Here is a 12,851-nt window from a genome sequence, read left to right on the forward strand (position 1 = left end):
CAATATGGGCAAAGTTTCAATTAATTCCGTTAGGTTGATTATGGATGGCTCATTATTTTCATTTCGTGTCGCAATCCGCGTGATCACGGTTGTTTTCTTAGCCGGGATGTTTTTCTTTACCGTACAAAACAGTGTCGTGATCAGCAAAGGAAATGAACGAATTCAAGCCAACCAGCTAGAGACGCTCACTAATGTGCTCATTTCACAAGCCTCGCTATCAGCAGGTAACATGATTGCCGAACAAGACCAAGAGCGCTTACTTGCATTAACCAACCAGTTGGCGCAAGACAGCTTAGTGTTTGATGCCACCATTTATGATGCAGAAGGTATCAAGCTCGCAGCCAGCGAAAGTGCGCTAAGCGTTAGGGAAGTGTTAGGGTTAGATACACCGCTGGAAACCGCTCGCATCGGCCGTCAGCAACTTGTAGAGCCCGTTTACCACGACGGTAGCATTATTGGTTTTGTCCGTATAACCTTTGAAACTGGCAAGGTTACTGCTATTTCGGACCACCACTACAGAAAAAGCGATCGCTATATGTATCTGATGCTGCTAACCAGTTTTGTCAGCGGAGTGTTACTGACGTTAGTACTACGTCGTAAACCGAAAAATAAAGGCGAAAACCTGTTACTACAAAATGTTGATGACCTCTCTTAACCATCAATATGTAGCGATAAAAAAACCTCAGTGTTAACGCTGAGGTTTTTTATTTGAGCTAATGATTAAAGATCTTAATCAGAGCACATTAATTACTGTGCATCACCAATTAATACTGAATCTAAGGCTATTTCAATCATCTCATTAAAGGTGTTTTGACGCTCCTCTGAAGTCGTTTGCTCACCTGTTTTGATATGATCAGATACGGTACAAATCGTCAATGCTTTTGCGCCGTATTCAGCAGCAACACCATAAATACCTGCCGCTTCCATTTCCACACCAACGATACCGTACTTATCCATTACATCAAACATTTCTGGATCAGGTGTGTAGAAAAGCTCAGCTGAAAATAGGTTGCCTACTTTGACATCAATGCCACGAGCCGTTGCTGCTTCTTCAGCCGCCTTTACCATTTTGTAATCGGCTATTGCAGCGAAATCGTGATCTTTGAAGCGAATACGGTTCACTTTTGAATCCGTACATGCGCCCATGCCGATCACAACATCACGTACTTTGATGTCTTCACTTACTGCGCCACAGCTACCAACACGGATAATCTTTTTCACACCAAAGTCTTTAATCAGCTCGGTCACATAGATAGAACATGATGGAATACCCATACCATGTCCCATTACTGAAATTTTACGGCCTTTATAAGTACCAGTGTAACCAAACATGTTACGAACATCGCACACTTGAAGGACATCATCGAGGAAAGTTTCTGCAATGTATTTTGCACGAAGTGGGTCACCAGGCATTAAAACGACGTCAGCGAATGCACCCATTTCCGCGTTAATATGTGGAGTTGCCATTGAAAATATCCTTTATCTAAAATTGACGAAAGAATAGAGAGTACCCTCTCTATTCATATTCAAAAATGCAATGAGCACTTAAAGAAAGTTCTTACCATAATCCATTGCCGAAGTACCAAAGTACTGCGCGATAGATTGACCGATGTCTGCGAAGGTATCACGACAGCCCAACGATCCTGCAGCCACTTTTTGGCCATACACTAATACAGGAATGTGCTCACGAGTATGATCCGTACCCGGCCAAGTTGGGTCACAACCGTGATCCGCCGTTAGGATGAGGATGTCGTCTTCTTCCATAAGCGCCAATACTTCTGGCAGACGATTATCAAAATATTCAAGTGCAGCCGCATAACCTGCCACATCGCGACGGTGGCCATAAGCTGAGTCGAAATCAACAAAGTTAGTAAAGACAATGGTGTTATCTTTCGCAACTTTAATTTGCTCTAAAGTTGCATCAAACAACGCAGGAATACCTGTTGCTTTTACTTTTTTCGTAATACCGCAGTTGGCATAGATATCGGCAATTTTACCAATAGAAACGACGTTGCCTTGTTTCTCATCAACCAATTTTTGCAACACAGTAGCCGCAGGTGGCTCTAAAGAAAGATCACGACGGTTACCGGTACGCGCGAACTCTCCCGCTTTAGGGCCAATGAATGGACGAGCGATAACACGACCAATGTTGTAATCTTCCAATTCTTCACGAGCGATTTGGCAAAGTTCAAGTAAACGATCAAGACCAAACGTTTCTTCATGACAAGCAATTTGGAATACTGAATCAGCAGACGTATAGAAAATCGGCATACCCGTCTTCATGTGTTCTTCGCCTAAATCATCTAATACTTGCGTACCAGAAGCATGGCAGTTACCCAAAAAGCCAGGAAGGTTAGCACGCTTTAGAATTCGGTCGGTAAGCTCTTTGGGGAAGCTGTTTTGCTTATCGCTAAAGTAGCCCCATTCAAACAGCACAGGCACGCCGGCAATTTCCCAGTGACCTGATGGCGTATCTTTACCTGATGACAACTCTGCCGCATGACCATAGGCACCAATAATCTCAGCGTTGGCATCCAACCCTGGAGCAAAATGCCCAGTTGACTCTTTGTGAGCCATCGCCAAACCTAATTTGGATAAGTTTGGTAAGGTTAACGCCCCTTTACGGTCTGCATTATCTGCATCGCCTTTTGCACATTGCTCTGCAATGTGACCAAGCGTATCTGAACCGACATCACCGAACTTTTCTGCGTCTGCCGCTTCGCCAATACCAAATGAATCTAATACTAAAATAAATGCTCTTTTCATTGCTCTCTCCAACCAGCGTGTTACACGTCTTCTGCACGAATTTGACGGTAAACATCTGGTGTTGGTGTATATTCTCCGCCCACTTTAATGGCGTTTTGTAAGGCTTTTGCCGCTTCTTGCCACTGCTCTTCGTTACGCGCATGAATCATAGCCAGTGGTTTGTTGCTATCAGCGACTTCGCCTAAACGGATAAATTGGTCAAAACCCACCGCGTAATCAATGCTGTCTGTTGCAACGCGGCGTCCGCCACCCATGCCCACAACAGCCATACCAATTGCACGAGTATCCATTGCCGATACCACACCACTTTCTAGTGCGTAAACAGGTTTAATGATCTCGGCTTTATCAAGGTAATGATCATAATTTTCGACGAAATCAGCAGGACCGCCTAAACCTTTGACCATTTTGCCAAAGCACTGCGCAGCTTTACCGTTATCGAGCACCGCCATCAGTTTAGTGCGTGCTTCATCGCTATCTTTCGCTAAGTGACCGAGTACCAGCATTTCAGCACAAGAAGCCAAGGTAATTTCAAGTAAGCGAGGGTTACGGTACTCTCCAGTTAAGAAACGAACTGCTTCACGCACTTCAACTGCATTCCCCGCAGAAGAGGCTAACACTTGGTTCATGTCCGTTAAAATAGCCGTAGTTTTGGTGCCAGCACCATTTGCTACCGCAACGATCGATTTCGCTAACTCTTCAGAAGCTTCGTAGGTTGGCATGAAAGCGCCCGAACCCACTTTGACATCCATCACTAGAGAATCTAAACCTGCTGCCAGTTTTTTCGAGAGAATAGAGGCTGTGATCAGTGAAATATTGTCCACCGTTGCCGTAATATCACGCGTGGCATACACACGTTTATCCGCAGGAGCAAGATCACCCGTTTGACCAATGATCGCCACCCCAGCCTCTTTCGTCACTTGACCAAAAACATCGTTAGTTGGTGTGATGTTATAGCCAGGAATAGATTCCAATTTATCCAGTGTTCCACCGGTGTGGCCAAGCCCTCGGCCTGAAATCATCGGCACAAAACCGCCACAAGCAGCTACCATTGGGCCAAGCATTAGTGAGGTTACATCACCCACACCACCAGTTGAATGCTTATCGACTATAGGGCCATCAAAGTTCATGTAGTCCCAATCGATCACCATGCCTGAATCGCGCATCGCACAAGTCAATGCAATGCGCTCTGGCATGGTCATTTCATTAAAGAAAATAGTCATAGCAAAAGCAGCTATCTGACCTTCAGATACCGTATTTTTTGCTACGCCTTGAATAAAGAAGTTAATTTCGTCAGCGGTAAGTATTTCGCCGTCACGTTTTTTACGAATGATTTCTTGTGGTAAATACATTAGATCCTCCCAAGCAATACGCTTTGGTCAGTAGGGTAAAGAGGTAATGCGGAGCCATAAAAACAGCCCCACAAATCAGACTTATTGTTATCAGTTCAGATGTAACCTACGATTAGTACGCGGCAGGATCTGCTGTTTGGTCTGTTACTTCTAATGTATTTAAAAGGTTAGTCAGTAGACTTGATGCACCAAAACGGTAATGCATGTTATCGGCCCAGTCGGCACCTAATAGCTCATCAGCCATAGCGAGGTACAATGCCGCATCTTCTGCAGTACGAACACCACCAGCTGGTTTAAAGCCAACGCTTTTAGCAACGCCCATATCACGAATCACTTCTAACATCATACGTGCGTATTCTGGCGTAGCATTCACTGGCACTTTACCGGTTGAAGTTTTGATAAAGTCAGCACCAGCTTCAATACAAATTTGCGACGCTTTTTTGATCAATGCTTCTTCTTTCAATTCACCTGTTTCGATAATCACTTTCAAAAGGATATCGCCACATGCTTCTTTACATTGCTTAACAAGCTCAAAACCGACTTGTTCGTTACCTGCGATTAATGCACGGTAAGGGAAAACAACATCGACTTCATCAGCACCATACGCAACAGCTGCTTTTGTTTCAGCCACTGCGATTTCAATATCATCATTACCATGAGGGAAGTTCGTTACTGTCGCAATACGAATCTCTGGTGTGCCTTGCTCACGAAGTGTCTTCTTAGCAATAGGAATAAAGCGAGGGTAAATACAAATTGCAGCTGTATTGCCTACTGCTGTTTTCGCATCATGACAAAGGGCGATCACTTTCGCGTCTGTGTCATCATCGTTTAGCGTAGTCAAATCCATCAATTTTAGTGCACGAAGTGCTGCTGCTTTTAAATCGCTCATTTCTATCTCCGATCAATATATTCAAATAGTTCACTACTGGCACGCGAGTTGTTGGTGCGCTTTTTCCCAGTAGCCACAAATGAACGGACTTGGTTCCCTGAAGACTCGGAATGTTGAACATTCCAATTGCTATCCCTGTCACCGCACAGTACCAATTTGGCCTATGGCACAAACAATGTTGCTCCAATATTGAGCTTTTATTGCTGTGTCTAACGTATATCAAGGCAACACAGTTGCCCTAGCTCCAGATCATACTCCATGTATTGATTAGTGCTAGCTAAAAACTTTCAATATTCCATTGAAAATTAATCTCACCGATACAGTATAGATTTTCGCTACAAAACTGTAGCACCATTCATAGAGCAAACGGTTTGTATCTCAAAAAGAGTCTAAATAACCTTAGACTATCTCTCTTTTTTTGCATGGCTCAATAATGAAATTAAACCCAGAAACAAAAAAGCCCCGCAGCAATTTCTTGCTACGGGGCGATATTAAATGGCGTCTATAAATTAATTACTTTCTAACTAAATTATAGCGCAGCTAGGCTTAAGCAGAAGCCTGCAATTGTCGCTGCCATAAGGTTAGACAACGTACCAGCAAGTACAGCTTTAATACCCATACGAGCAATATCGCTACGACGGTTTGGAGCAAGGCTACCAAGACCACCAAGTAGGATTGCGATAGAAGAAAGGTTCGCAAAACCACATAGAGCGAATGAAATAATTGCAGTCGTCTTCTCAGACATCACTTGACCAGTTGCAGCAATAACTTGCGCGTTCTCACCTAAGTAAGGTGTGAAGTTTAGGTAAGCAACGAATTCGTTAACCACTAATTTCTGACCGATGAATGAACCAGCGGTTACCGCTTCAGCCCATGGCACACCGATAAGGAATGCTAGTGGAGAGAATGCATAACCTAGAATCAGCTCTAGAGTTAGCTCAGGCATACCGAACCAACCACCGATACCGCCCAACATGCCGTTAACAAGAGCAATCAAACCAACGAAGGCAATCAACATTGCACCAACGTTTAGCGCTAGTTGTAGACCAGATGCCGCACCGCCCGCTGCTGCGTCGATAACGTTAGCTGGCTTATCGTCGCCGCCGTCTAATGCTTCATCGAAATCTTCATGAGGCTTATCAGTCTCTGGGTGAAGAATCTTAGCAAATAAAAGACCACCAGGTGCCGCCATAAATGATGCTGCAACAAGGTACTCTAGAGGAACACCCATTGAAGCATAACCAGCCAATACACCACCAGCAACAGAAGCAAGACCACCACACATTACTGCGAATAGTTCAGATTGTGTCATCTTAGGTACAAACGGACGAACAACAAGTGGTGCTTCAGTTTGACCTACGAAAATGTTTGCCGCAGCTGACATTGATTCCGCACGAGAAGTACCCAGAGCTTTTTGAAGCGCGCCACCAAGAATCTTGATAACCCACTGCATAACACCGATGTAGTAAAGTACAGAAATAAGTGCAGAGAAGAAGATCAGTGTAGGAAGAACACGGAAAGCGAAGATGAAACCACCACCACCGAACACTTCGAACATCTTGTTAGAAACAAGACCACCGAACAAGAATGATGAACCATCGTTACCGTAGTTGATAACGTTAGATACACCAGTTGAGAAACCGTTTAGAAGATCACGGCCCCAAGGTACGTAAAGAACAAATGCACCTAATACAAATTGGATGGCAAAAGCGCCGCCCACAGTTCTGATATTGATAGCTTTACGGTTAGATGAGAATGCAAATGCAATAGCAAGAAGCACTACCATACCGACTAGGCTCATAAACAGGCTCATAGTTTATGACTTCCTTATAAGTTATTTATTGGCGTGTTACAAAATGGAGCTATAAAGCGAGGTGATTATACTCATCCCTCCTTAGATAAAGTAATGCCAGCCTCACACTTTCTTATAAGATTCAGCTCGCATTCACTCGCTTATGTGAGCCAACTCACCATTTACTGATACAAAAATCACTAGCCATACATTTCATTTCGAATTCATTCACAAAGAAAATAGCAGTGAGTGGCTATTTTCCCATAAAGCTTCAGCAATCGATTGCTCTGACTGTCCCCTTAGTAAAGCAAGCGTTTGCATAATAATTGGCAGATATTTAGGGTGATTCACTTTACCTTGCAAGCCATTCAACGGCATATCTGGTGCATCCGTTTCGAGCACTAAACTTTCGATAGGCAAAGCACAAATGGCCAAACGAGTTTTATTGGCCCTTGGATAGGTGATGATTCCCCCCACTCCAATTTTAAAACCAAGATCAATAAACTGCCTCGCTTGCTGCTCACTTCCAGAAAAGGCGTGTAATATTCCACCTTGGTTAAAGTGGTGTTTTTTCAAAAGCTGTAGAACACGATTGTGAGCTTTGCGGCTATGTATTATAAGAGGTAAAGCCGTCTTTTTCGCTAACTCAATTTGAACTTCAAACATCGATTCTTGCAACTTAGAGTCAACATCTATAGCGAAATCAAGACCACATTCCCCTAAAGCCAGGCACTTGTCGTGTTTGTTATCTAACGCTTGTTCAAACTGATCTATATAAGAATGTGATGATTGAGATAAAAAATAAGGATGAAAACCTAAAGAAAAATAGAGAGCAGGATAACTTTCCGCCAACTGAGCAACTCGCTGCCAATTGCTTGGACCAATCGCTGGAACCAATAATTTCTCAACTCCAGATTTCTGAGCAAGTTTAATGTGTAGGTCAACATTTTCAGAAAAAACAGAAAAATCAAGATGGCAATGAGTATCAAACAGACGTAGCTTACTGATGCTCACGTTTAGTCTCTTTATCCGTAGCCGGGTCTTGTCGATAAGGGACACAACTGCGCTTTTTATCAGGTGTCAGCCCCATACTTTCACACCAACGATCATAACGTGAGATTTGCCTTTTCAACCACTGCCACATATTACCACCTATACCCAAACCACTTGAAGTTGCAGGTAGGCGGCAAGTAAGTGAATCCCCATGAGCATAGATAAACTATGTGATTGGGGTGAGGGAACGTAGCCAACACCGCTGCAACTTCAAGTAGGAAGGGTATAACTATATCACTACTGCTCTTCACGCTTGAAAACGAGCTCAGTCGCTGAAGATTCTTGTTCAACAAAGTAGTAACCTGCACGATCAAACTGAGTCAATTGCTCAAGCGAGGACACTTGATTATCGATGATATAACGCGCCATCATGCCGCGCGCTTTTTTCGCATAAAAGCTGATGACCTTATATTGTCCTTTTTTACAATCCTTAAAAACGGGAGTAACGATCTGACCATCTAACTTTTTATGATTGACGGCTTTAAAGTATTCATTAGAGGCTAAATTAATCAATACATTATCCCCCTGCTCTTGCAGAGCTTGGTTCAACTTATCAGTAATGATATCTCCCCAAAACTGATACAAATTAGCTCCTCTCGCATTGCTCAATTTCGTTCCCATTTCCAAACGATAGGGCTGCATTAAATCAAGCGGCTTCAACAGGCCGTACAAACCAGACAACATTCTTAGATGCTGTTGAGCATAATCAAAGTCAGCATCTGATAACGTTTCAGCCTCAAAACCAGTATAAACATCGCCTTTGAAAGCCAAAATAGCAGGCCTTGCATTATCTGTAGTGAAGGTTTTACTCCATTGAGCAAAACGTGCCACATTCAAGCCAGCAATTTTATCACTGACCTTCATTAATTGAGAAATGTCGCTAGGAGTTAGACGACGACATACCTCAATGAGCTCCGCGGAATGATCGACGAGTTCAGGCTGAGTGAATTTATTGGTGACTAGCGGGGATTCGTAATCTAACGTTTTAGCTGGAGATACAACAATAAGCATACCTTTCTTTCCTCTATATTTATTATTTAACCCGAGTTGAGGTTATTTAATCAAAGCAGTCAACGGCTTCAATTCATCTTATGGATAACAGAGTACAAAAAAAGCCATGCAGTGTCTGCATGGCTTTGCCAATCTATTCAATTGTTCGTAACAATGGTTATTTATTGTTGTTATCCCAAATACCATCTTCTAACTGGGATTTTAGCTCTGGATATTCATTGGCATCAAAGGTTGGAACCTTGCCTGCCTTTAACTGGCGGTTATAGTCTTTCGCCAGTTTAATTACGATGCCAGACAGCAGCAGAATCGCCACTAAGTTAACAATCGCCATCAAGCCCATCGAAACATCCGCCATTGCCCATACGGTTGGCAACGTAGCCAAAGAACCAAACATCACCATAGAAAGGAATACAATTCGGAAAACTGTTAACCCTTTCTTATTGTTATGCTCTAAAAAGATGAGGTTGGTTTCAGCATAGGAGTAGTTAGCAATAATGGAAGTAAAGGCGAAGAAGAAAATCGCAAGTGCAACAAAGATGCTCCCCCAGCTACCAACTTGAGAACTTAACGCGCGCTGAGTTAATTCAATACCCGTAATTTCACCATGTGGTACATATTCACCAGACATTAGGATAATGGCAACCGTCGCTGAACAGATCACGATAGTATCGATAAACACACCCAACATTTGCACATAACCTTGTGAAGCAGGATGCGGCGGATAGGGAGTTGCAGATGCTGCGGCATTTGGTGCAGAGCCCATACCCGCTTCATTTGAGAACAAACCACGCTTGATACCGTTGATCATCGCTTGTGCAATTGCGTAACCCAGACCACCCGCAGCAGCTTCTTGCAGGCCAAATGCACTCTTGAAAATCAACGTGAGCACGGCTGGCAATTTTTCAATATTAGTCACCATCACAAACATTGCTATCGCTAGATAGGCTAATGCCATGAAAGGTACTATCAATTCAGCGGTGCGTGCAATTTTACGAATACCACCAAAAATAACAAAGGCTGAAATCGCAACAATGAAAATACCCACATGAAGCGGTTCAAAGCCAAATGCGTTATTCATTGCTCCAGCAATGGAGTTTGCTTGAACGGCATTGAACACCAAACCGAAAGCGATAATAAGGAAGATAGAGAACAAGACCCCCATCCAACGCATGCCAAGACCTTTTTCCATGTAGTAGGCTGGCCCACCACGATAGTTACCATCTTTGTCACGAGTTTTGTACAACTGGGCAAGTGTACTTTCTGCAAAAGAAGTGGCCATACCTAACATGGCGATTAACCACATCCAGAAAATAGCACCAGGCCCACCAGCGGTTAGAGCAACAGCAACCCCCGCCATGTTTCCGGTACCGACACGAGCAGCAAGGCTAGTACATAATGCTTGAAAAGAGGAGATACCCGCTTTGTCTGCTTTACGGCTATTTTTTAGCACACTGAACATGTGGCCAAAGTGGCGAAACTGGATAAACCCTAAGCGAACGGTGAAGTAAACCCCGACACCGACTAAAAGATAAACAAGAATTGATCCCCAAAGTAGATCATTCATTAAATTGATTAAGTCTGTCACAAGAACCTCTCATAGAGTGATAGCGCTGGCCGCAGAAAATTTAATGAAAGAACACACATGTCTCGTTCAACATCCTTTCGAGCATGCTTTTATCGATATTATTAGATGTGTTCTATTCATCCAAAACGCGAGAGATCTCACATTTTGCAGAGGCCGCGTATTTTTTGACGAACGGATAATGCAACCTGAAAGGTTAAAAATCAATATGCATCAAGTTTAGTTAAAATGTTATTTTTCACCATAAAATCACCTTCAATTAACATTAAGTCAATCAAAACACCAACAACAGCAAAACAAATAACAATCAAAAAACCAACATTACAGAATAAAAAACAACCATAGAAACTCAGTTGCATCAACTTAATCTCAGCCATTGAGAATCAAGGGTTCATTCGATTGATTAAAGAATTTTGCATAATTAGATAATTATTTTTCGTTAAGCGCTCAAAAAAAAACCACCCACCCACGTCAAAACACTCAAAACAACAATTAGTTAACATTCTCAAATATGAATAAAATCGTTTGCTTTGGTTAATCGCTCGCTTTTCATACCAAACATCTCAACTGAAAATGTGAAATTCTGGTCAAAATCCAATAAAAGCTTCATAAAAAGGAAACAAATGAGAAACAAATCATAGTTAGGCTAAGTGAAAATGTGCTATCTAGAATGCACGACATGGCGTAATCACAACAACAAGAGGTTGCTTATGGAAGGCTTGCAATTTGACGAAATGTTGGAAATGGAAATCACGAAAATACGCTCCAGCCGCGCTAAACCAGTAAAGCGAATGTGGCGAGAAATAGAATTAATTCAAGATCAAAAACGATTGCAAAGAGAATTGATGGAGATGGATGTCTGCTTCGAAGCAGAACTTAGCAAAAATTAACCGTAAAAAGAGGCATCTTGAGTAGATGCCTCTTTTTTCACTGCTCGTTATTGGCATTCAGAAGCGGTTTGTCTCACTCGCTGAGCCAGTTGCTGATACTGTTCTGCAATCGTTTCACCAAATACCGGGTCATCCTCTGATTGACTCCATTGAACCTCTACCGCTTGCCAATCCGCAATGGTAAAGGTTTGACTAATCAATGGAAGTATTGACTGCTCTTCAAGTTCTAAATGCCGCTTCTGGGAAGAGATGAACGCTTCTAACTGCTCAATGAATACATGCTGTGGAACCACTGCATCTTGCAAAATCATATCGACAATATCTAGGAAATCATGGGTTATACCCGATAGTTCCGAGTGTTCTTTCTCTAAATTTTCGATCTCATTTTGTTGACCATAGTGTTCAATATAGTAGTGATAAATGATGTCTTCTTTCGGGTGGTGCACTGTTTCGGAGTGGCTCCCCAGATAATCTACAATTTCTCTGAGCAACGCATAGTTAACACTTTGCTCATTCTTGAGTTGGTGCAATTTACTACGCAAAATTGCAAGCAAGCGCGCCATGTAGCCATGCTCTCTTCGGATCCTTTCAATCATCATTGTGCTTCTCCATTACACATAACTTTAGCCAAGTGTATAAAAGGATTGCACTCCACGCTTTGACACTGCTCGAAAAAACATCAAATTATCATTCATCGAGCAGAGGTTGCCAATTAATAGGCTCTTTATCTTGCTGGATAAGCAATTGATTCGTTTGAGAGAAATGTTTACAACCAAAGAAGCCTCGATGGGCCGATAGAGGAGAAGGATGAGGAGCCATTAATACATGATGTCTGCTGCGATCGATCATACGGCCCTTTTTCTGGGCATGAGCTCCCCACAATAAAAACACCACTCCATCACACTGCTGATTAACAGCATCTATGACTCTATCTGTGAACGTTTCCCACCCCGTATTGGCATGCGAGTGAGCTTGACCTTGCTCAACGGTCAAAACCGTATTGAGTAACAACACCCCTTGTTGCGCCCAACTTTTCAAATATCCATGCGAGGGAATTTGAAAACCCGGAATATCCTGCGCCAGTTCTTTATACATATTGACTAAAGAAGGTGGCGTTTTCACCCCTGGTAATACAGAAAAGCACAACCCATGCGCTTGCTTTGGTCCATGGTAAGGATCCTGCCCTAGGATAACCACTTTGACTTCATCAAATTCAGTAAAACGAAATGCGTTGAACACATCATTAGCTGGAGGATAAATGACTTTCCCTGACGACCTTTCTTTTTCTACAAACGCCATTGTTTGCTGAAAATAGTCTTGTTGCTTTTCGTGGCCGATAACATCATGCCAAGTCAGTGATTGAGTCATAAAAGAGCCCTGTGAAGTAAGTATGGCTAACATTGTACCCACAAATACTCATTACTGCATGAGTCAACTTCACAGAGCTTTAGCTGATTAATGAGACTTTTGTTGCGGCGTTCGAGCATGTCCTTGCCCCGTAACATGGCGGTTAGGTATT

General features: G+C 42.7%; 14 protein-coding genes. 2 read left to right on the forward strand and 12 right to left on the reverse strand.

Features of this window, described 5'->3' with window-relative positions; translation table 11 throughout:
• The first annotated feature begins 40 nt into the window (after positions 1 to 40).
• Positions 41 to 655 (forward strand): YtjB family periplasmic protein, encoded by a 615-nt coding sequence (locus tag EYW48_RS00925; protein ID WP_071233057.1) that lies wholly within the window; start codon positions 41 to 43, stop codon positions 653 to 655.
• Between the two features lie 92 nt (positions 656 to 747).
• On the opposite strand, the gene deoD is transcribed toward EYW48_RS00925, so the two are convergent.
• The 10 genes from deoD to EYW48_RS00975 form a co-directional block, all read right to left on the reverse strand.
• The gene (gene deoD / locus EYW48_RS00930) at positions 748 to 1,467 is read right to left on the reverse strand and encodes a purine-nucleoside phosphorylase (RefSeq protein WP_277431765.1); all 720 of its coding nucleotides are present in this window, start codon (positions 1,465 to 1,467) and stop codon (positions 748 to 750) included.
• A gap of 78 nt (positions 1,468 to 1,545) precedes the next feature.
• Positions 1,546 to 2,766 (reverse strand): phosphopentomutase, encoded by a 1,221-nt coding sequence (gene deoB, locus EYW48_RS00935; RefSeq protein WP_176246765.1) that lies wholly within the window; start codon positions 2,764 to 2,766, stop codon positions 1,546 to 1,548.
• Between the two features lie 20 nt (positions 2,767 to 2,786).
• Entirely contained in the window at positions 2,787 to 4,115 is a 1,329-nt protein-coding gene (gene deoA / locus EYW48_RS00940; protein ID WP_261917396.1) for a thymidine phosphorylase, read from the reverse strand.
• Positions 4,116 to 4,227: 112 nt separating this feature from the next.
• Complete coding sequence (gene deoC, locus EYW48_RS00945) at positions 4,228 to 5,004, reverse strand: deoxyribose-phosphate aldolase (RefSeq protein WP_176246767.1); 777 nt, start codon at positions 5,002 to 5,004, stop codon at positions 4,228 to 4,230.
• A 529-nt stretch (positions 5,005 to 5,533) separates the two neighbouring features.
• The gene (locus EYW48_RS00950) at positions 5,534 to 6,817 is read right to left on the reverse strand and encodes a NupC/NupG family nucleoside CNT transporter (protein WP_261917395.1); all 1,284 of its coding nucleotides are present in this window, start codon (positions 6,815 to 6,817) and stop codon (positions 5,534 to 5,536) included.
• 207 nt (positions 6,818 to 7,024) lie between these two features.
• A complete protein-coding gene (locus EYW48_RS00955) occupies positions 7,025 to 7,810 on the reverse strand; it encodes a TatD family hydrolase (protein WP_277431766.1) in 786 nt (261 codons plus the stop codon).
• Complete coding sequence (locus tag EYW48_RS00960) at positions 7,797 to 7,940, reverse strand: DUF5363 family protein (RefSeq protein ID WP_168521133.1); 144 nt, start codon at positions 7,938 to 7,940, stop codon at positions 7,797 to 7,799. Before EYW48_RS00960 ends, EYW48_RS00955 begins: the two co-directional genes overlap by 14 nt.
• Before the next feature lie 146 nt (positions 7,941 to 8,086).
• Entirely contained in the window at positions 8,087 to 8,860 is a 774-nt protein-coding gene (gene yaaA / locus EYW48_RS00965; RefSeq protein WP_053310816.1) for a peroxide stress protein YaaA, read from the reverse strand.
• Positions 8,861 to 9,017: 157 nt separating this feature from the next.
• Positions 9,018 to 10,445, reverse strand: coding sequence for a sodium:alanine symporter family protein (locus EYW48_RS00970; protein WP_172531975.1), 1,428 nt, complete (start codon positions 10,443 to 10,445; stop codon positions 9,018 to 9,020).
• 200 nt (positions 10,446 to 10,645) lie between these two features.
• A complete protein-coding gene (locus EYW48_RS00975; RefSeq protein ID WP_171822921.1) occupies positions 10,646 to 10,819 on the reverse strand; it encodes a hypothetical protein in 174 nt (57 codons plus the stop codon).
• A 333-nt stretch (positions 10,820 to 11,152) separates the two neighbouring features.
• On the opposite strand from EYW48_RS00975, the gene EYW48_RS00980 reads away from it, so the two are divergent.
• Positions 11,153 to 11,332 carry a DUF3545 family protein gene (locus tag EYW48_RS00980; RefSeq protein WP_171979510.1) on the forward strand — a complete coding sequence of 60 codons (180 nt, stop codon included), beginning with the start codon at positions 11,153 to 11,155 and terminating at the stop codon, positions 11,330 to 11,332.
• Between the two features lie 47 nt (positions 11,333 to 11,379).
• Here EYW48_RS00980 and EYW48_RS00985 read toward each other — a convergent pair whose 3' ends face one another.
• Entirely contained in the window at positions 11,380 to 11,931 is a 552-nt protein-coding gene (locus tag EYW48_RS00985) for a hemerythrin domain-containing protein (protein WP_277431767.1), read from the reverse strand.
• An 88-nt stretch (positions 11,932 to 12,019) separates the two neighbouring features.
• On the reverse strand, positions 12,020 to 12,700 hold the full coding sequence (gene ung / locus EYW48_RS00990) for a uracil-DNA glycosylase (protein ID WP_277431794.1): 681 nt from the start codon (positions 12,698 to 12,700) through the stop codon (positions 12,020 to 12,022).
• Positions 12,701 to 12,851 lie beyond the last annotated feature (151 nt).

It is taken from the genome of Vibrio sp. 1180_3 (assembly GCF_029478545.1).
Lineage (GTDB): Bacteria > Pseudomonadota > Gammaproteobacteria > Enterobacterales > Vibrionaceae > Vibrio > Vibrio aestuarianus.

What these genes read in the sequence shown, in the direction of transcription:
- EYW48_RS00925 (WP_071233057.1), top strand. Translation starts at nt 41, where the DNA reads ATGGATGGCTCATTATTTTCATTTCGTGTCGCAATCCGCGTGATCACG.
- deoD (WP_277431765.1), bottom strand. Translation starts at nt 1,467, where the DNA reads ATGGCAACTCCACATATTAACGCGGAAATGGGTGCATTCGCTGACGTC.
- deoB (WP_176246765.1), bottom strand. Translation starts at nt 2,766, where the DNA reads ATGAAAAGAGCATTTATTTTAGTATTAGATTCATTTGGTATTGGCGAA.
- deoA (WP_261917396.1), bottom strand. Translation starts at nt 4,115, where the DNA reads ATGTATTTACCACAAGAAATCATTCGTAAAAAACGTGACGGCGAAATA.
- deoC (WP_176246767.1), bottom strand. Translation starts at nt 5,004, where the DNA reads ATGAGCGATTTAAAAGCAGCAGCACTTCGTGCACTAAAATTGATGGAT.
- EYW48_RS00950 (WP_261917395.1), bottom strand. Translation starts at nt 6,817, where the DNA reads ATGAGCCTGTTTATGAGCCTAGTCGGTATGGTAGTGCTTCTTGCTATT.
- EYW48_RS00960 (WP_168521133.1), bottom strand. Translation starts at nt 7,940, where the DNA reads ATGTGGCAGTGGTTGAAAAGGCAAATCTCACGTTATGATCGTTGGTGT.
- yaaA (WP_053310816.1), bottom strand. Translation starts at nt 8,860, where the DNA reads ATGCTTATTGTTGTATCTCCAGCTAAAACGTTAGATTACGAATCCCCG.
- EYW48_RS00975 (WP_171822921.1), bottom strand. Translation starts at nt 10,819, where the DNA reads ATGGCTGAGATTAAGTTGATGCAACTGAGTTTCTATGGTTGTTTTTTA.
- EYW48_RS00980 (WP_171979510.1), top strand. Translation starts at nt 11,153, where the DNA reads ATGGAAGGCTTGCAATTTGACGAAATGTTGGAAATGGAAATCACGAAA.
- EYW48_RS00985 (WP_277431767.1), bottom strand. Translation starts at nt 11,931, where the DNA reads ATGATGATTGAAAGGATCCGAAGAGAGCATGGCTACATGGCGCGCTTG.
- ung (WP_277431794.1), bottom strand. Translation starts at nt 12,700, where the DNA reads ATGACTCAATCACTGACTTGGCATGATGTTATCGGCCACGAAAAGCAA.